Annotated in this window: 19 protein-coding genes; 11 read left to right on the forward strand and 8 right to left on the reverse strand. The window is 62.2% G+C overall.

The features are described from left to right. Nucleotides 1-258: 258 nt before the first annotated feature. From rpsT to AC1D1N_RS19550, 4 genes are all read right to left on the reverse strand, one after another. Complete coding sequence (rpsT, locus tag AC1D1N_RS19535; protein ID WP_023681995.1) at nt 259-525, reverse strand: 30S ribosomal protein S20; 267 nt, start codon at nt 523-525, stop codon at nt 259-261. Nucleotides 526-764: 239 nt separating this feature from the next. Next, entirely contained in the window at nt 765-1,538 is a 774-nt protein-coding gene (locus AC1D1N_RS19540) for an enoyl-CoA hydratase (protein WP_477350443.1), read from the reverse strand. Nucleotides 1,539-1,680: 142 nt separating this feature from the next. Then, complete coding sequence (mutM, locus tag AC1D1N_RS19545; protein ID WP_477350445.1) at nt 1,681-2,565, reverse strand: bifunctional DNA-formamidopyrimidine glycosylase/DNA-(apurinic or apyrimidinic site) lyase; 885 nt, start codon at nt 2,563-2,565, stop codon at nt 1,681-1,683. Continuing rightward, nucleotides 2,549-3,799 carry a phosphopentomutase gene (locus AC1D1N_RS19550; RefSeq protein ID WP_477350447.1) on the reverse strand — a complete coding sequence of 417 codons (1,251 nt, stop codon included), beginning with the start codon at nt 3,797-3,799 and terminating at the stop codon, nt 2,549-2,551. Before AC1D1N_RS19550 ends, mutM begins: the two co-directional genes overlap by 17 nt. Nucleotides 3,800-3,975: 176 nt before the next feature. Between AC1D1N_RS19550 and AC1D1N_RS19555 the strand changes: the two genes are divergently transcribed. After that, a complete protein-coding gene (locus AC1D1N_RS19555; RefSeq protein WP_477350449.1) occupies nt 3,976-4,932 on the forward strand; it encodes a phosphate/phosphite/phosphonate ABC transporter substrate-binding protein in 957 nt (318 codons plus the stop codon). Between the two features lie 9 nt (nt 4,933-4,941). On the opposite strand, the gene AC1D1N_RS19560 is transcribed toward AC1D1N_RS19555, so the two are convergent. The 3 genes from AC1D1N_RS19560 to AC1D1N_RS19570 form a co-directional block, all read right to left on the reverse strand. Next, complete coding sequence (locus tag AC1D1N_RS19560; protein WP_477350451.1) at nt 4,942-5,565, reverse strand: TadE/TadG family type IV pilus assembly protein; 624 nt, start codon at nt 5,563-5,565, stop codon at nt 4,942-4,944. A 36-nt stretch (nt 5,566-5,601) separates the two neighbouring features. Continuing rightward, the gene (locus AC1D1N_RS19565; RefSeq protein ID WP_477350453.1) at nt 5,602-6,216 is read right to left on the reverse strand and encodes a TadE/TadG family type IV pilus assembly protein; all 615 of its coding nucleotides are present in this window, start codon (nt 6,214-6,216) and stop codon (nt 5,602-5,604) included. A 151-nt stretch (nt 6,217-6,367) separates the two neighbouring features. Then, complete coding sequence (locus AC1D1N_RS19570; protein ID WP_477350455.1) at nt 6,368-6,790, reverse strand: pilus assembly protein N-terminal domain-containing protein; 423 nt, start codon at nt 6,788-6,790, stop codon at nt 6,368-6,370. Between the two features lie 354 nt (nt 6,791-7,144). On the opposite strand from AC1D1N_RS19570, the gene AC1D1N_RS19575 reads away from it, so the two are divergent. The 9 genes from AC1D1N_RS19575 to AC1D1N_RS19615 all read left to right on the forward strand — a co-directional run bounded on the left by AC1D1N_RS19575 (nt 7,145) and on the right by AC1D1N_RS19615 (nt 16,337). Then, nucleotides 7,145-7,324, forward strand: a complete 180-nt coding sequence (locus AC1D1N_RS19575) for a Flp family type IVb pilin (protein ID WP_112560529.1) — start codon at nt 7,145-7,147, stop codon at nt 7,322-7,324. A gap of 191 nt (nt 7,325-7,515) precedes the next feature. Beyond that, nucleotides 7,516-8,034 carry an A24 family peptidase gene (locus AC1D1N_RS19580; protein ID WP_112560528.1) on the forward strand — a complete coding sequence of 173 codons (519 nt, stop codon included), beginning with the start codon at nt 7,516-7,518 and terminating at the stop codon, nt 8,032-8,034. Nucleotides 8,035-8,238: 204 nt separating this feature from the next. Then, nucleotides 8,239-9,054, forward strand: a complete 816-nt coding sequence (cpaB, locus tag AC1D1N_RS19585) for a Flp pilus assembly protein CpaB (RefSeq protein WP_436257973.1) — start codon at nt 8,239-8,241, stop codon at nt 9,052-9,054. Then, complete coding sequence (locus AC1D1N_RS19590) at nt 9,051-10,607, forward strand: type II and III secretion system protein family protein (RefSeq protein ID WP_477350457.1); 1,557 nt, start codon at nt 9,051-9,053, stop codon at nt 10,605-10,607. Before cpaB ends, AC1D1N_RS19590 begins: the two co-directional genes overlap by 4 nt. Before the next feature lie 13 nt (nt 10,608-10,620). After that, nucleotides 10,621-11,358 (forward strand): CpaD family pilus assembly protein, encoded by a 738-nt coding sequence (locus tag AC1D1N_RS19595; protein ID WP_477350459.1) that lies wholly within the window; start codon nt 10,621-10,623, stop codon nt 11,356-11,358. Between the two features lie 54 nt (nt 11,359-11,412). Then, nucleotides 11,413-12,696 (forward strand): CpaE/TadZ family protein, encoded by a 1,284-nt coding sequence (locus AC1D1N_RS19600; RefSeq protein ID WP_436257976.1) that lies wholly within the window; start codon nt 11,413-11,415, stop codon nt 12,694-12,696. A 29-nt stretch (nt 12,697-12,725) separates the two neighbouring features. Further along, entirely contained in the window at nt 12,726-14,237 is a 1,512-nt protein-coding gene (locus AC1D1N_RS19605) for a TadA family conjugal transfer-associated ATPase (protein ID WP_436257977.1), read from the forward strand. Between the two features lie 29 nt (nt 14,238-14,266). Then, the gene (locus AC1D1N_RS19610; RefSeq protein WP_477338110.1) at nt 14,267-15,280 is read left to right on the forward strand and encodes a type II secretion system F family protein; all 1,014 of its coding nucleotides are present in this window, start codon (nt 14,267-14,269) and stop codon (nt 15,278-15,280) included. A 40-nt stretch (nt 15,281-15,320) separates the two neighbouring features. After that, nucleotides 15,321-16,337 (forward strand): type II secretion system F family protein, encoded by a 1,017-nt coding sequence (locus AC1D1N_RS19615; protein ID WP_112560521.1) that lies wholly within the window; start codon nt 15,321-15,323, stop codon nt 16,335-16,337. 108 nt (nt 16,338-16,445) lie between these two features. Here the strand turns inward: AC1D1N_RS19615 and AC1D1N_RS19620 are convergent, their stop codons facing one another. After that, the gene (locus tag AC1D1N_RS19620; RefSeq protein WP_477350526.1) at nt 16,446-17,267 is read right to left on the reverse strand and encodes a tetratricopeptide repeat protein; all 822 of its coding nucleotides are present in this window, start codon (nt 17,265-17,267) and stop codon (nt 16,446-16,448) included. 241 nt (nt 17,268-17,508) lie between these two features. Between AC1D1N_RS19620 and AC1D1N_RS19625 the strand changes: the two genes are divergently transcribed. After that, nucleotides 17,509-18,870, forward strand: a complete 1,362-nt coding sequence (locus tag AC1D1N_RS19625) for a leucyl aminopeptidase family protein (protein ID WP_477350462.1) — start codon at nt 17,509-17,511, stop codon at nt 18,868-18,870. Nucleotides 18,871-18,940: the final 70 nt, after the last annotated feature.

Consider the following 18,940-nt stretch of genomic DNA (forward strand, 5'->3'; position numbering starts at 1 on the left):
CGATGTGAACAAGCTGTGGATCACCGACTGCAAGCCATTGAAAAATATTAGTAATTTGTGACAGTCAAATTTATTGGCGCGGGCCGTTTCGACGGATTGGAATATCAGTGGGAGTGTATGTGCCGGCAAAGCATTCCGAACTCTGGAATGCGGGCCGGGCGCGCTTTGCGGGCGTTCTTTTTTAAGTGCTTGCCGGCAAACGAAAAAACCCGGCGCGATCGGCCGGGTTTGAAAGAACGACAGTTCAGGAACGGTCGATCAGGCCGACAGCACCTTGAGGCGGTGTGCCAGACGCGACACCTTGCGCGATGCCGTATTCTTGTGGATCACGCCCTTGGTCGCGGCGCGCATCAATTCCGGCTCTGCGGTCTTGAAGGCTTCCAGCGCGGCTGCCTTGTCGCCGGCAGCCAGTGCCTCTTCGACCTGGCGGACATAGGTACGCACGCGCGAGCGGCGGTTCTTGTTGATCGCTGCGCGGCGGGCGATCTTGCGCGTTGCCTTTTTGGCCGAGGAGGTATTGGCCATGGTGCCTCTCTTCTGATCTGGTGAGCGCATGCGGGATGCCGCAGGGCGCAAAAAACAAACGGGCAGCCAACGGCCGCCTCGGTTGGAGCGGCTTATAGTTCAGCTTTCCCGGCACGTCAACGCCGCTTTGGCTTCTTTTTGGCCTCCGCCGCCAGAGCCTGATGCCGAAAGGTGTGAAGCCGTTTTTCTCGGACGAACGGAAACCGTTTGTCGCGGCATCATGCTCTAACGCGTTGACGCTAGCGGTTGGTGAAATTCGGCTTCCGTTTCTCTGCAAAGGCCGCCATGCCTTCCTTCTGGTCGTCGAGCGCAAACAGCGAGTGAAACAGCCGGCGTTCGAAGCGTAACCCCTCGGCCAGCGTCGTCTCGTAGGCGCGGTTGACGGCCTCCTTGGCCATCATCACCGAGGGCAGCGAAAATTCAGCGATCCTGGCTGCGGCCTTCAGCGCTTCGTCGACCAGTTCCCCAGCCGGCACGACGCGCGACGCCAGGCCGCTCCGCTCGGCCTCCGCGGCATCCATCATCCGTCCGGTCAGGCACATGTCCATCGCCTTCGACTTGCCGACGAAGCGGGTGAGCCGTTGCGATCCGCCCATGCCGGGAATGACGCCGAGCGTTATTTCGGGCTGGCCGAATTTTGAGGTGTCGGCGGCAATGATGAAATCGCACATCATCGCCAGCTCACAGCCGCCGCCCAGCGCATAGCCGGCGACCGCCGCGATCATCGGCTTGCGCGTGCGTGTGAATTCCTCCCAGCCGACGAAAAGATCCTGCACATAGGCGTCGGCGTAGGCGATGGTCTGCATTTCCTTGATGTCGGCGCCCGCCGCAAAGGCTTTCTCGGAACCGGTGATGACCATGGCGCCGATGCCCGGATCGGCATCGAACCCCTTTGCTGCCACCAATATGTCCGCCAGCACCTGGGTATTCAGCGCGTTGAGCGCCTTGGGCCGGTTCAGCGTGATCAGGCCGACCTTGCCGCGCGTCTCCACGATGATGGTTTCATAGCTCATGGGCTGGCCTCCTCGTTCCGGCATTGAAGGGATCGGTCTAGAGCAATTCCAGGAAAAGTGTGAGCGGTTTTCCGTCCGGAATTGCGTCAAAACAATAGCTAGAACGGGTCGCCGTTTCCGTGAAACGGTGAGCCGCTCTAGCTCACCGCTGACAGGTCCGGCAATAGAAGGTCGAGCGGCCGCTTTGCACGACGCGCTCGATGTGGCCGCGGCAGCCGGGCGTCGGGCAGGGCTCACCCTCGCGATCGTAGACCGCGAAGGAATGCTGGAAATAGCCCAGCGACCCGTCTGTGTGCACATAGTCGCGCAGCGACGACCCGCCGGCGGCGATCGCATCGGCGATGACCGAACGGATTGCCTCGGCCAGCCGTTCGCTCTGTTCCTTGGCCTTCTTGCCGGTCCCGGCGATAGTGCCTGCCTCGCGCAATGGCGACAGGCTGGCGCGCCACAGCGCCTCCGACACATAAATGTTGCCGAGCCCGGCGATCAGCTTCTGGTCGAGCAGCGCCGCCTTCAACGGCGATCTGCGGCCCTTCAGCAGCGAGGCGAGCAGGGCGCCGTCCAGCGCGTTGCCGGTCGGCTCGATGCCCAGTCCCGCCAGCATCGGGTGCGCGTCGGCCAATCCTTCCGCAAACAGCATGAAGCCGAAGCGGCGCGGGTCGTTGAAGACCACACGAGATTGGACGGCGGCTGGCGACACGAGGTGGAACACGACATGGTCGTGCTTGGCATCCTTCGAGCGCTCGTGATGGAACTTGCCTGGCGTCTCATCAGCGGTTTCGATACGGAACGAGCCCGACATGCCGAGATGGCAGATCAGAACCGGGCCGCCGTCCAGATGTATGGTCAGATATTTGGCGCGGCGGCCAAGCGCGGTGATGGTCTTGCCGGTCAGCCGCTGCGCAAATTTCGCCGGAAACGGAAATCTGAGATCGGGCCGGCGTGCCTCGACGCGCACGATGCGCGCGCCTTCCAGAACCGGCTGAAGGCCGCGCCGGACCGTTTCGACCTCAGGCAGCTCGGGCATGGCCGCCTATCGTCGCATGGAAGGAGGTACCGTGTCGGCCTTGCCCCAGCGCGAGGTGTTCGGCCACGGTTTCACCGATATCCGCGAAGGTCGTCCTGAGCCCAATGTCGCCGCCGGTGAGACCCGGTGCGGTGCCGATGACCGGAATGCGTTCACGCGTGTGGTCGGTGCCGCGCCATGTCGGGTCGTTGCCGTGGTCGGCGGTGAGGATCAGCAGATCGCCCGGCTTCAGTTTCACCAGCGCTTCGGGCAGCCGGCGGTCGAAGGCTTCGAGCGCCGCCGCATAGCCGGCGACGTCGCGGCGGTGGCCGAACTCGGTGTCGAAGTCGACGAAATTGGCGAACACCAGGTCGCCGTCGCCGGCATCGTCCATCGCGCCCAGCGCCTTATCGAACATTGCCATGTTGCCGGGCGCCTTGCGCACTTCCGAGATGCCGCGGTGGGCGAAGATGTCGCCGATCTTGCCGACCGCGATCACCCGGCTGCCGCGCCCGGTCAGCCGGTCGAGCAACGTCGGCTCGGGCGGCGGCACGGCGTAGTCATGGCGGTTATAGGTGCGCTCGAAGGTGACCGATGTTTCGCCAAGGAAAGGCCGTGCGATCACCCTGCCGATTTTCAGCGGGTCGACCAGCCGGCGCACCGTCTTGCAGAACTCATAGAGCCGCTCCAGGCCGAAATGAACCTCGTGCGCCGCAATCTGCAGGACGGAATCGACCGAGGTGTAGCAGATCGGCTTGCCGGTGCGGATGTGCTCTTCGCCGAATCGCTCGATAATCTCAGTACCTGGCGCATGGCAATTGCCGAGAATGCCCGGCACGTTGCCTTCGCGGATCATCGCTTCGGTCAGTTCGGCAGGGAAGGCGGGCACCGTATCGGGGAAATAGCCCCAGTCGAAGCGCACAGGCAGGCCGGCGATTTCCCAGTGGCCCGATGGCGTATCCTTGCCGCTCGAGATCTCCTGCGCGGCGCCGTGGAAGGCGGAGGCCGAAACAGCGTCGGCCGTGCTGTCGAACCGGAAGCCGGTCGCAGTGTGCGCGGCGCGGGCTAGACCGAGTGAAACCATGTTGGGCACCAGAAGCGGTCCCTTGCGCAGGCCTTCGCGATCGGCGCGGCGTTCCGCGCAGGCCTGGGCGATATGTCCGAATGTGTTCGACCCGGCGTCGCCATAGCGTTCGGCATCGGCCGCGCCGCCAATGCCGAAAGAATCGAGAACGAAGAGGAAAGCGCGCGCCATCGGTGCCGTCATTGCCAGTCTGGGTGACCAGACATAAGGTCCCGTCGCTGCATTGGCAAATCGGAAACCAGGCAGCAACGGCTTGGCGCAATAGTCGCAACGGCGGGCAGGCGCGGGTGTACGCATCCTTGCGACATGCGGCGCGCTTCGAGGACGGCGGTACGAGGCATGAAACGATGACACGGGCGGATCTCGCCATAGGGCCGGGTTGGAGGGCATTGGCGACCAGCGTGGCGTTGCTGGCCTTGCCGCAGGCCGTGCACGCCGACTGGCGCGACCAGATCGGGACGTTTCGGATCGGCATCGTTGCCGAGCCGGGCGCAGGCAACACGGTTCCGGGTCTGGCCTTGCTGACAGACGCCTACGGCAAGGCGCTCGGCATGAAGGTGGAATTTGTCGTCGCGCATGACTATGCGGCGCTGATCGAGGCACAGGCCACTGCCCGGATTCAGTACGCGGTCTATTCGGCGACCGCCTACGCCACCGCCTTGGAGCGCTGCGGCTGCGTCGAACCTCTGGTGGCGCCGGTCGATGCCGACGGCGCCACCGGCATCCGCTCCGTGCTTTTGACGCGCGACAGCAAGCTTCCCGATCTTGCAGCCATGCAAACGCACCGCATCGCCATGGCGCCTTCCGATAATGTCGGCGGTTCTCTTCTGCCGCTCGCCGGGCTGGCCGCCGATGGCATCAAGATCAGCCAGGATGCGCCATTCCTCACTCATGCCGGCTCGGCCGCCGCTGCCGAAGCGATGCTGGTCGATGGCCAGGCCGATGCCGTGTTCGGCTGGGAGCGGGCCGCGGCGGAAAACCGGACGGCAATTGCCGGCGATCAGCCGGCTGATCCGGACGGCACGGCGGCGCGGCTGGAGGCGGCGGGAATTCCAAAAACCGCGCTCCAGATCATCTGGACCTCCGATGTGCTGCGATACGGCCCCCACGCCGTCCGCAGCGATCTCGATCCCGAAGCCAAGCGCCGGCTGACCGTCTTCCTCACCAATCTCCGATCGCAATCGCCGGAAGTCTACGATTTCGTGGAAGCGAAACATTCCGGCGGCTTCATATCAGCCGCCGCCGGCGACTATGCGATGGCAACAGCCATCGTGCGCCTGCTGTCGGAGAGCAGCGGCCAATAGATCCGGGGCTCAGCAGTCGCTGCAGGGCAGCGTCAGAACCCGGCGCGGCCTGAGATAGTAGGTCTCGCCCATGTTGATGGTGCTGAAGAAGGAGCTAGTCAAGCCAACCCGTTTCGCATTGTCGACGTCCCATGCGATGATGGGCTGGTAGCCGAGCTGGCTTTCGACACGGATAAGGAAAGTGTTCCTGATCTTAAGCGTAGTGGGCACCGTGGTTGGATCGTCCTTCTTAGCGTCGGCGGAATAGGTGCCATTCACCACCTTGCGCGACCACACTACTTTTGCCGTGGGCGAGGCCTCGTCCGTCATCTGTATCGCCGTGACGATGATGTTCGGCGTTGAGCGGTTGTAGGGCTGCAGGGTCGAGGTGCCGATCTTCATGATCGCATCGACGTCTGCTTGCGTGACCGACGTCTGCTGCGTCACGAGATCCGCAACCATGGAGCCGATGCGGCTGACCTTCTTGCTGGTCTCGATGGCCTGCGAGGCCTCCATGGTCACGAAATACATGACCAGGAGCACAGGCACGATGAAGGCGAACTCGATGGCCGCGACGCCGCGGCGATCCGAGCAGAATCGCACCGCTCTTGCCCAGACACTCGAAAATCCCTGATGTGCCCCCGCACGATACATGCCTGTTTCCCTTTAAGCCAAAATAACGCTGCGTTCTCAGTCGTCGAACGGTTCGTTCTGCCAGGTCACCGATGCGAAATGCAGCGTGTTGCCGTCTTTCAGATTGGCCATCGATTTGGCCATGAAATCGGTCATGACCGGCCATTTGTAGAAGACCCGCAGCATGTTCTTCGTTTCCGCCAGGCCCGGCGTCACGGCGAAGCTCATCGAATTGGTGCCTTGCGTCAGCACGATCTCGCCATTGACGATCTTGAAGCCAGCCGTGGCGGCATCGGCAAAGGTCGGATATTCGCGCAGATCCACCAGCAGTCCGGGGCAGGTCTTGGCGACCATGATCTCCAGTCTGGTGCAGATGAGGTCCCGGAGCTTGGTTCCGGTCAGGTCGGCCGGCTTCAACTGGCCGGTGCGCACCTGGCGGGCGACGTCGTCGGTGATGTTGGCCATCACCTCCTGTCCGGCAAATGAAATGCAGCTCTCGAGGATGGCGAAGACGAGAAGCGCAAACGGGATCGCCAGCATGGCGAATTCCATCGCCGTGCTGCCGCGACGATCGCCAAGGAAGCGGCGGGTAAACGTTACGCGTCCAGACTTGCCGTTCGCGATCTCGCGTCCTGAATCCTCGTCCAAACGCCCGTCCAAAACGTCGCCCATGTCACGTCCCTGCCGATCCTGATGCGGTACCGTCAGCAACATTAGCGAGAACCCATTGAGGTCCGGTTTGGATGACCGTTAAATTCGACGGAAAGGCATTAACCGGCCGATAACCGAAGCGACATTTCGGGGAACTGAGCAGCCCAGGCGCTTACTGGCCGGCGCTCATTTCGGCTTCGGAGGCCTTCTCCGACTCGCTCTTGAACGAGCTCTCGCAATAAGGCGTGCAGGACATGGTCTGTACCGAAGCGCGCCTGTAGATACGCACCGACGACGCGTCCTGGCGCACCACCGTCACCTGCTCGTCGATGATTGGGCTGCCCTCCTGGTCGAGGACAACCAGATTGGTGACGCCGAACCCCTTGCCCGTTAGCACGATCGTCGATGCATCCTGGACGGAGGCGTCGGCAATCGCCGGATTGCCGACCACGATGGTGTCGGCCGGGCGTGTCAGTTTGACGATCTTGGCCTGGTTCATCGTCACTTCGATGCCGGCTCCGGCCTTGGCCGGTAGCACAAAAGCCGGGACGGCGAGAAGCGCGGCAAGCAGGAATGACGATTTCATGACGGTCATCGAGGCGCTCCACGGCGGCAACTTGTTCAACGGAACATGAACGAGATTGGTGAACCAACGGTTAAGCCGGTGACCGGGCCAGGGATATCGGCGCGTATTTTGCCACTGGCTAATATAAAGAGTGTCCTGCCGATAGCCGCGAAGTTCCAGCTTTCGCGGCCTTTTCATTGGCAGGCGAGCCGCTGTCCGGCGTTTAGTTTACGGTTAACCACGCAAGCTGTTCGAGGCGCGAAAGGAATCGGTAAGGCTGTTTATTAAGCCGATTGAAAGAGCTTCTCCCTAGATTGGCACCATCCGATCAACCACCACAGAAGTTGACGGAAGTGCTGTAACACGTGGAGTAGGAGCTCTCGAATGTCTAATCTCATCGCACGTTTCGTGAAGGACGAGTCCGGCGCGACCGCTATCGAATACGGTCTGATCGCCGCTCTCATCGCGCTTGCCATCATGGTCGGTGCTGGTTCGCTCGGCAACGCCCTGGGCGTAAAGTTCAACGACATCGCCGAAGCCGTCTCGACCGGCAATGCTCCGTAATACTTACGGATCAGTGATTGTTTGGGAACAAGGGCCGCTCTTTGCGGCCCTTGTTTCATTTGTGCGATGCGCAGGATCTGAATCCGCAATTCGCAGGCGACACCTGTGAATTTGAGATCGCTGCCTCATCAATCGTTAATCGAACCTGTCTAGGCTGAAGTCCGATACAATTTGACCAAGGCGCCGCGCCGATGCTTGAAGCCCTGATCTTCGTCGTCTTTCCCTTCTGCATGCTCTTTGCCGCGATCTCCGACATGCTGTCGATGACGATCGCCAACCGCGTACCGGTGTTGCTGCTGGCTGTGTTTGCCCTGGTTGCGCCGCTGACGGGTATGGACTGGGCAACCTATGGCTGGCATTTCGCTGCCGGCGCCCTGGTGCTGGCCGTGACGTTCGGTCTGTTTGCGCTTGGCGGCATGGGGGGCGGCGACGCCAAGCTGCTCGCCGGCACCGCCGTCTGGATGGGGTTCAACCCTCACCTTGTCGAGTATCTGGTGATCTCGACGTTCATTGGTGGCCTGCTGACGCTCGCCATCCTTCTCTATCGGAAATCGCCGCTGGCGACTTACACCAGCCACAATCCGTTCCTGCGCCATTTCGCCGACGACACGACTGGCGTTCCCTACGGCATTGCACTCGGCATTGGCGGGCTGCTGACCTATCCGGATTCACCTTTGATGGTATGGGCATTGGCAAGGCTGGCGACCTGATACAGCGAACCTCTTTGCCGCTCCGGCATCGATGAAAAGAGGCGGCTTGGCCGCCTTTTTGTTGTCGCAGCGTTGGATGTGTCCAATTTATGTAAACCTTAAATTAATCACGATCGTAAGCATTACATTAACCTTGTTTTGACGATTGCCGCTGCAAAGTCCGGCCTGGATAGGTGGTTTGCCTAAAGGCGAGGGTTCGGACAGATGCCAGCATCCCGACTGATCATTCTGGGCGTGGCGGTGGCTGCGGCGGGTGGTGCAGGTTACGTTGCAAAGAACATGGTGGCGGTCTCGCCGCCCCAACAGGTCGTCGTCGACGCGCCTCAGGCGCCTGCAATCGCCTTGCAGGATGTGCTCGTGCTTTCCGGCGACGTCGCCATGGGCAGTCCGCTTGAGAACAACATCAGCTGGGAGTCCTGGCCGGCCGAAGGGATCAACGCGAATTTCATCACCCGCGCCGTCGAACCCGACGCGCTGGAGAAGCTGAAAGGCTCTGTTGCCCGCGTCGCGATGTACACCGGCGAGCCGTTGCGGCGCTCCAAGCTGATCGGCGAGGGGCAGAGCTTCATGTCGTCGATCCTGCCCAGCGGCATGCGGGCCGTCGCCACGGCGATCTCGGCCGATACGTCGGCAGGCGGCTTTATCCTGCCCAACGATTTTGTCGACGTCATCATGACCCGCAGATCCGACACCGGCAACGCCGGCAGCGGATTCACCACAGAAACCATCCTCAAGAACATCCGGGTCCTGGCGATCGACCAGACCATCCAGGAGGACGAGGAAGGCAAGAAGACCAGGGTCGGACAGACGGCGACGCTGGAGCTGACGCCGCAGCAGGCCGAGATCATCACTGTCGCCCAGCAGATGGCCGATCGCCTGACGCTGGCACTGCGCTCGATCACCGACAATCAGGAAAAACATACGGATGAGGCCGACTATCTCGTTTCCGGCAATGGGCGGCGCGGAACGGTGCGGTTGATCAAATCGGGCGAAGTTTCCGAAGTAGGGGCAAGGAAATGAGGTTAATCGCTAAACTGCCGGTCACCATGGCTGCGGCAATCGGCCTGCTTTTCCTCGGAGTCCATGCAAGTGGCCTCCTCGAGGCCAAGGCCGCCGGCAAGAGCGCCGGGGTCACCGCTTCGACGGCCACGCAACGCGTCAAGCTCGGCCTCAACAAATCGGTGGTCATCGACCTGCCAAGCGACGCCTACGACATCCTTGTCGCCAACCCCGCGGTCGCCGATGCGGTGACGCGCACGGCAAGGCGCATCTATCTGTTCGGCAAGGCAGTGGGCGAAACCAACATCTTCGTCTTCGGTCCCAATGGCGAGCAGATCGTCAGCCTTGATCTGGCCGTCGAACGCGACGTCGCCGGATTGGAGGACTACCTCAAGCGCTTCCTTCCGAACGCCGAGATCAAAGTCGAATTGCTGAACGACAACGTCGTCCTGACCGGCACGGTGGATACGCCGCTAGATGCCAAGCGCGCCGTCGATCTGGCAACCATCTTCGTGTCCGGCGGTGAAGCGACGACCGGCCAGTACTCGCAGACCGCGGCCGGTGGTAATGCCAATGGCGGCGTCGACATTAACAATCCGGATGCCGAGCGCCGGGTCTCGAAGATCGTCAACCTGCTGCAGATCATCGGCGACGACCAGGTGACGCTGAAGGTGACCGTGGCCGAAGTCAGCCGCTCGGTGATGAAGCAGCTCGGCGTCAATATGATTGGCAGCGGCAGCTCTAATGGCATCTCCTACGGCGCATCGAGTTCACCGTCTTTCGGATTGGGCAAGCCGATCGCGCAGACTTCCGGCTTACTGTTGGGGGACGGCCTCGGAAACGGTATCCAAGCCTACATCAACGCTATGGAACAAAGCGGCGTGATGAAGACGCTTGCCGAACCGACCCTGACGGCGGTTTCGGGCGAGAAGGCAACGTTCAAGGTTGGCGGCGAGTTCAATATCGTCACTGCGCGAACAAGCAATGTCTCTTCCGAGAACCAGACCGGCCAGACTACCTATACCAATGAAAAGCTCGAATATGGCATCGGTCTCGAATTCCAGCCGGTGGTCCTGTCGGCGGGCCGCATCAGCCTCAAGGTCAGGACATCCGTCTCGGAGCCGACTACGGAAGGTGGGACGACCCTCGAAGGAGGGGGTAGTAGAGCGAGTATCACTTTACCCGGCATGACGATTTTGTCGATCCGCAAGAGGCTTGCCGACACCACCGTCGAATTGCCGTCAGGCGGCTCGATGATGATCGCCGGCCTGGTTCGCGACGACGTCCGCCAGGCCGTATCGGGTCTGCCCGGCCTGGCCAAGATCCCAGTGCTCGGCACGCTCTTCCGCAGCCGCGATTTCGTCCGCAACGAAAGCGAGCTGGTCATCATCATCACGCCCTATCTGGCGCGGCCGGTGGCGCGCAACGACCTGGCCAAGCCGGACGACAATTTCAATGCCGCCGGCGATGGCCCGGCCATGTTCCTTGGCCGCGTCAACCGCGTCTACGGCACCATGCAGACCGACAAGCCCAACGGCCGCTACCACGGCGTTGTTGGCTTCATCTACAAGTAAGCGGGGAGCGGACATGTCTCAGTCAGCATCGAAGGCAATGGCGGTTGCCGCAACAATGCGGTCCGGTCGTGCCCGGATCCGCCGATCGGCAATGCCGATCCTGGCGATCGCGATCGCGGCCACGCTCGCCGGTTGCGCCAAGCGCGACAGCATCACGGTTGGGGCAATTCCCGATGACTATCGCACCACGCATCCAATCGTCATTGCCGAGAAGAACCAGAAGATCGACCTTCCGGTCGGCGCCGGTGATCGCGGCATGACCGGCTCGCAGCGCGATACGCTTCTCGGCTTCCTCGACGGCTACGACAAGAGCGCTGCCCCGGCGCTGACGATCGCAACCCCGATCGGCTCGGCCAACGAGGTGGCAGCGACTGCCGCGGCACGCGATTTCGCCAGGCTGGCGGTTGCCAGCGGCATCAAGCGAAACCGGATCGTCGTTACCTCCTATCAGTCGGTTTCCCCGGAAGCCTCGGCGCCTATCCGCGTCTCCTATATTTCGGTGAGAGCCCAGACCGACAAATGCGGGCGCTGGCCCGAGGACTTGTTCGAGACCTCGGAAAACAAGCACTACGCCGATTACGGCTGCTCGTCTCAGAACAACCTCGCCGCGCAGCTCGCCAATCCGGCCGATCTGCTGGGGCCAAGAAAGTCGACTGATATCGACGCCGAGAACCGCGGTGCGGTGATCGACGTCTATCGCGGTAGGGGTATTTCGGACGAGTTCCTCAGCAATTCGGAAGTGACGTACTAGGAGCGCCAGTCCCGCGTAGAGACCGGAAAGAGAAGTCACGGAAAGAGCATGACGATGAGCAATCTTGCCTACGACGCGCCCGTAGACGGCGGCGACAGCTCGCAATCAGATATTGCCGCGATGCAGGCTCTGCGGCCGGTCCCGCGTATTTCGATACAGGCATTTTGCGAGACCGAAGGTGTCGCGCATCCGGTGGAGCGGGCCGGCGAAGACCGCCGCATGGCGAAGGCGCATCTGAAAGTGCATATGGGCGGCATCGCCACGGCGATCGAATTCTACCAGTCGGCGCCCACGCCGAACCTGATCCTGCTGGAATCGCGCAGCGAACCAAAGCAATTGCTGGAGCAGCTTGCCCAGCTTTCCGAATATTGCGATCCCTCCTCGAAAGTCGTGGTGATAGGCCACTACAACGATGTCGGGCTTTACCGCGAACTCATCCGCTTCGGTATTTCCGAATATGTCATCGCGCCGGTGTCGATGGCCGATGTCGTCTCCGTGGTGTCGTCGATCTTCGTCGATCCGGAGGCCGAGCCGATCGGCCGTTCGATTGCCTTCATCGGCGCCAAGGGCGGCGTCGGCTCCTCGACCATCGCCCACAATGTGGCGTGGGCGATGTCATCACTGTTCAAGTCGGAAGTGGTCGTCGCCGATCTCGACCTGGCTTTCGGGACGGCCAACATCAATTTCGACCAGGACCCGGCGCAAGGCATAGCCGAGGCCGTGTTTTCACCCGAACGCGTCGACGAGGTCTATCTCGACCGGTTGCTTGCCCAGTGCGCCGAGCATCTGTCGTTGCTCGCCGCGCCCTCCACCCTGGAGCGGGTCTACGACTTTGATCCCGAGGCCTTCACACAACTCATCGACACCGCGCAGCGCAGCGTGCCGCTGCTGGTGCTCGACGTCCCCCATGTCTGGACCGGCTGGACCAAGAACACGCTGATGAAGGCCGACGAGATCGTCATCACGGCGACACCGGAACTGGCCAATCTGCGCAACACTAAGAATATGGTCGATATGCTGACGCGGCTTCGCCCGAACGATGCGCCGCCGAAGCTCATCATCAATCAGGCCGGGGTGCCGAAACGACCCGAAATATCAGCTTCCGACTTCGCCGAGCCGCTCGGCATCACGCCGATGTCGGTGATCGCCTTCGACCCGTTGCTGTTTGGAAACGCCTCCAACAACGGCCGCATGCTGGGCGAGATGGATGCCAAGAGCCCGGTCGTCGGGATGATCAATGAAATCGCGCATGTGCTGACCGGTCGCAGCGAAATCAAGGCCAAGAAGAAGGCAGGCCTTGGCGGCCTGCTCGGCAAGCTCTCGCGTAACAAGAAATGACGCTTCTCAAGCGGAATTGGTAGTCGATCATGTTTGGTAAAAGAGGCTCCGACGACGGCAGCCGGTCCATCCCGGAATTCCGTCAGCCAGCACCGCCGCCCGCGGCGCCGGTGGCTGCAAAGCCTGCGGACACGGCCGTTCTTTCCCGGCCCGCCGCAGCGTCGCCGTCTGCTGCGCCGGCAATGCCGCCCGCTCGCCGTGCTGTTGAGGCGCCGCCGATGGCGCCGGAGCCGGCAAGAAAGGTCCAGCGCGAACGCAGTGAGACCTACTACGACACCAAGAGTCAGGTCTTCTCCGCGCTTATCGACACCATCGACCTGTCGCAGCTCGCCAAGCTCGATCCCGAGAGCGCGCGCGAGGAAATCCGCGATATCGTCAACGACATCATCGCCATCAAAAATTTCGCAATGTCGATTGCCGAGCAGGAAGAGCTGCTCGAAGACATCTGCAACGACGTGCTGGGCTACGGCCCGCTGGAGCCGTTGCTTGCCCGCGATGATATCGCCGATATCATGGTCAATGGCTCCAAGAACGTCTACATCGAAGTCAACGGCAAGGTCGAACAGACCGGCATCCGCTTCCGCGACAATCAGCAACTGCTCAACATCTGCCAGCGCATCGTCAGCCAGGTTGGCCGCCGCGTCGACGAATCGAGCCCGATCTGCGACGCCCGCCTACCCGACGGTTCCCGCGTCAACGTCATCGCCCCGCCGCTGTCCATCGACGGCACAGCGCTCACCATCCGCAAGTTCAAGAAGGACAAGCTGACGCTCGATCAGCTGGTCAAGTTCGGCGCCATCTCGCCGCAGGGCGCCGAAATCCTCAAGATCATCGGCCGCGTCCGCTGCAACATCGTCATCTCCGGCGGTACCGGCTCCGGCAAGACGACGCTGCTCAACTGCCTGACCAACTATATCGACCGCGAGGAACGCGTCATCACCTGCGAGGACTCGGCCGAGCTGCAACTGCAGCAGCCGCATGTGGTGCGTCTCGAAACCCGCCCGCCCAATCTCGAGGGCGAAGGCGAGGTGACCATGCGCGACCTAGTCAAGAACTGCCTGCGCATGCGGCCCGAACGCATCATCGTCGGCGAAGTGCGCGGACCGGAGGTTTTCGACCTGCTGCAGGCGATGAACACCGGCCATGACGGTTCGATGGGAACGATCCACTCCAACAGCCCGCGCGAATGTCTGAACCGTATCGAATCGATGATTGCCATGGGCGGCTATTCACTGCCGCAGAAGACCGTGCGCGAAATCGTCGTCGGCTCCATCGATGTCATCATCCAGGCAGCACGCCTTCGCGACGGGTCGCGCCGCATCACCCACATCACCGAGGTGATCGGCATGGAAGGCGACGTCATCATCACGCAGGATCTCGTGCTCTATAACATCAAGGGCGAGGACTCGAACGGCAGGCTGCTGGGCGAGCATGTGTCGACCGGCATTGGCCGTCCGCATTTTTGGGATCGTGCCCGCTACTACGGCGAGGAACAGCGCCTCGCCAATGCGCTGGAATCGATGGAGAAACGCGCTGACTGACGCATCTGGAGGCGTGGGGACCAAGATTGATGTTCGGAATTGACACCACCGTACTGGCGTTCATCGTGCTCGCCGGCTTCAGCGCCGGCGCGGTCGCCTATGCCTTCCTGTTCACCCAGATGAGCAACGAGAAGCAGGCCGGCAAGCGGCTCGAGACGATCAAAGCCGCCGAGACCGATCGTTCGGTCGTCAAGGCTTCACGCGACCGTGTCGCGGAGGCGGCCAAGCGGCGCAAATCCGTCCAGGATTCATTGAAACAGCTCGACGAAAAGCAGAAGACCACCGAACGCGTTGTCAAGAAGCCGCCGCTGAAGGCCCAGCTCCGTCAGGCCGGCATGCAGGTCTCGATTGAGCGTTTCTATCTCTACTCCCTCTTTTGCGGCATCGCGCTGACGGCGCTTGCCTATTTCGCCGGCGCGCCGCTGCTGGTCTTGCCAGGCGCGCTGCTGGCCGGCGCGCTCGGCCTGCCCCGCTGGTTCGTCTCGCTTCGCCGCGCGCGCCGGGTCAAGGCGTTCCTCAACGAATTTCCCAACGCCCTCGATATCATCGTGCGCGCCGTCAAGTCCGGCCTGCCGCTCAACGACGCCATTCGCCTGATCGCCAATGAATCGCCGGAGCCGGTCAAGACCGAGTTCCGCCGCATCGTCGATTCACAGCAGGTTGGCATGTCCATCCCCGATGCCACCTTGCGCATGGCCGAAACCATGCCATGCAGCGAGGCAAGCTTCTTCGGAATCGTCATCCAGATCCAGTCGCAGGCCGGCGGCAATCTCTCCGAGGCGCTGGGCAACCTTTCGCGCGTGCTTCGCGATCGCAAGAAGATGAAGGCCAAGGTCCAGGCGCTGTCGATGGAAGCGAAGGCCTCGGCCGTCATCATCGGCGCGCTGCCTTTTGTCGTCGCCCTTCTCGTCTACCTGTCGAGCCCGAATTACATCATGCCGTTGTTCACCACCAGCACCGGCAATCTGATCCTCGGCTGTTCCGGCGTCTGGATGTCGATCGGCATTCTGGTGATGCGCAAGATGATGAACTTTGAGGTTTAGGCCCGACTTCGGAAAGCTCGAACGAAAAGACTGAAAACGAATGACAGACCAAGTCGTCAAATCGCTGACCGATCCTGCCTTCCTGATCGCATTGCTGGTCGGCATCGCGGTGTTCGCGACCGTCTTCACGCTGCTGCCGGCCCTGGGCGGCAATCAGCTCAAGGCGCGCATGAAATCGGTCGCGCTGGAGCGTGACGAACTGCGCGCCAAGCAGCGCGCGCGGCTGGCCAACGAAGCCGATCGCCGCCGCAAGGGCCTGCGCGAGGAACAGTCTATCGGCATGCGCAACATCGTCGACAGGCTGGACCTGCGGCGTGCGCTGGCCGATGAAGGCACGCTGCAGAAGCTCAAAGTGGCGGGCTTTCGTGGCCAGAACCCGCTGACGCGCTTCCTGTTTTTCCGCCTGGTCCTGCCCTTTGTCGGTTTCGCGCTGGCGGCGATCTATCTGTTCGTGCTCGGCGGCCTGCCGGACCGGCCGGCTTTCGTGAAGCTGTTCGTCTGCATCCTTGTCGCCTATGCCGGTTTCTACGCGCCGATCCTTTACGTCAACAACCGTGCCGCCAAGCGCAAGCAGTCGATCCAGCAGGCGTGGCCGGATGCGCTCGACCTGATGCTGATCTGCGTCGAGTCGGGCATGTCGGTAGAGGCTGCAATGCGCAGGGTCGCCGATGAGATCGGCTCGCAGTCGGTGGCGTTGGCGGAGGAGTTCGTGCTGACCAATGCCGAACTCTCCTATCTGCAGGAGCGCAAGCAGGCTTATGAAAACCTCGCGGCTCGTACCGGCCTGGAATCGGTGAAGTCGGTGTCCCAGGCGCTGGTCCAGGCCGAGCGCTACGGCACGCCCGTGGCGCACGCATTGCGCGTGCTGGCCTCGGAAAGTCGCGATATGCGCATGAATGCGGCCGAGAAGAAGGCCGCCGCCCTGCCGCCGAAGCTCACCGTGCCGATGATCCTGTTTTTCCTGCCGGTGTTGTTCGCCATCATTCTTGGACCGGCCGGCATGCAGGTCAGCCAGCGCGGCATCTTCGGCGACCAGCACAATTCCTCAAGCCAGTAGGCTTCGTTGCAGCCATACGAAAGAGCCGCGTTGCCGATGCAATGCGGCTCTTGGATTTTCAGCTTTGATGTGGATGGATTTTGCGCTGCGCGGAGGTGTATTCGGCGCTCAGTTGGTCGCCGGCTTGCCCTTGTCCTGATCCTTGAGCTGGCTCCAGGCGTTCTGCTGTGCAAGCATCTGACGAAGGTAGGCCACATTGGCTTGCGCCTGTTCGGGCGAAAGCTCCTGCGAGGCGATCTTCTCGGCCTCGTCGAAACGGCCCTGAAGTCCCACGACCAGCGCCAGGTTCTGGCGCACCCGGCTGTCGGCGTTCGGTTGCTGGGCGGCCGAGCGCATATAGGTCTCGGCGGTGCGCAGATCGCCTTCCAGCACATAGGACATGCCGAGATTGGAAAGGATCGAGGGCTCGTTTGGCTTGAGGTCCAGCGCCTTGCGGTAATCCTGGCGCGCTTCATCCTTCTGGCCGATCTGGTCGAGGATGGCGGCCTCGGCCGACATCAGCCGCCAGTCCGGATATTCCGGGGTCTGCGCCCGGCGCACCGCGTCGAGCGCGGGCTCGAACTGGCCGTTGGCGGCGAGTGCCTTGCCATAGGCGGCGAGCACGTCGCGATCCTTGGGGTAGGCGATCGCCAGCTTGCGCATCACGGCAAGCGACTGGTCGGCATCGCCGTCCATCTGCAGCGCCGCCGCAAAATTTGTCGCCAGCCGTTTGTCGTTGGGATTTTTTGCGTAGGATTCGCCGAGCCGCGTGGTCGCGCTGTGCAACTCGCTGGCCGACATCGTTTCCAGCGGTTTGCCGCTGGTGCGCCCGATCGAGCCGGTCGTGAGCTTGCTGGTTCCGCACCCGGCAACACTGGCCGCGAGCGCCATCAGCAACGCCGTGGTGACCAACCGTTTGCCCGTGACGTTCATCCTGCGGTTGGTCGGCATCGGCACGGGGCTCTCCATTCCTGCGCGCGGCCATTGCGTGGCCGTCTTCATTCCCCCAGAAATATTCTGTTAACCCTAACGGATAGTTAAAAAGTGGCCCGTTGAGATCGGTACGCCGCCCGCCGGAAGCCATTGGCTTGGCATTTTCCTATGCCTGGCCTCTGTGCATAGAGGTTGAAATCATTCGACGTCCCTGTCAGGTGACTGGGGACGACTTGCAAGCCTGCGCGGAGACCATCGAATGCCCGTCGAATTCGTCGAGACACTGAACACTGCCTTGCCCGTCCATCTGGTCGCGAGGGATGGCCTGGAGGCCTTGGGGCTTTCGCCTTCCACGATCGCCTGGGCGGCCGCCAACGGCTTTTCCGGCGAAGCCGGCAGGACACTCGCCGTGCCCGGCGAAAACGGTGCGCTTGCCGGCGCGCTGTTCGGCATCGGCGAAGGCGAGGGCGCACTGGCCATCGGTGCGCTGGCGAGAGCCCTGCCGGAGGGCGACTGGCACCTTGCCTCGGCGCATGCCGAGCCGGAACTCTCGGCCATAGCCCTGGTTCTCGGCGGCTATGTCTTCACCCGATACGGCAAGAAGCCAGGCAAGGCATTGCGCTTTGCCATGCCGTCCGGCGCCGATGCGAGCCGTGTCCGCCGCATCGCCGACGGCGTCTTCCTGACGCGCGATCTCGTCAATACGCCGACCAGTGACATGGGACCGGACGAGTTGGAAAAGGCCGTGCAGACCTTGGCGGCGACACACAAGGCCGAGGTGTCGGTGATCAAGGGCGACGATCTGCTCAAGCAGAATTTTCCGATGATTCATGCGGTCGGCCGCGCCTCTGTCGGCGCGCCGCGCCTGATCGACATGATTTGGGGACGGGCCGATGCGCCGAAGGTGACGCTGGTCGGCAAGGGCGTCTGTTTCGACACAGGCGGTCTCGACATCAAGCCGTCGTCGGGCATGCTGTTGATGAAGAAGGATATGGGCGGCGCCGCCAATGTTCTGGGCCTTGCCTCGATGATCATGGCTGCCGGGTTGAAGGTAAGGTTGCGCGTCCTGATCCCGGCGGTTGAGAACTCGATTGCCGGCAATGCTTTCCGGCCTGGCGATGTGCTGACCAGCCGCAAGGGCACCACCGTCGAGATCGGCAACACCGACGCCGAAGGGCGGCTGGTGTTGGCGGATGCACTAGCGCTGGCCGATGATGAGGAGCCTGAACTGTTGATCGACATGGCGACGCTGACCGGCGCCGCGCGCGTCGCGCTCGGTCCCGACCTGCCGCCTTTCTACACCGGCGACGAAGCGCTGGCGTCCGAATTGGTGGCGGCCTCCGTTGCCGTCGAGGATCCGTTGTGGCGCATGCCGCTGTGGCGACCCTACGATGCCAGGCTGGCCTCGAAGATCGCCGACATCAACAATGTCACCACCGACGGCTTTGCCGGTTCGGTCACCGCGGCGCTGTTCCTGAAACGCTTTGTCGAGCGGACGCCGCGCTGGGCGCATTTCGACATCTTTGCCTGGAATCCGTCCGACCGCCCTTACGGCCCTGCCGGCGGCGAGGCGCAAGGCATCCGTGCGCTGGAGCGGATCATTTCGAGGCGCTATGCCTGAGGTCGTGAGGCATAGCGCACGGCCTCCAAACTGAAACGGAACCGAAACAATTTGCCGTCATGCTCGGGCG

This window comes from Mesorhizobium sp. P2_B5 (assembly GCF_056404775.1).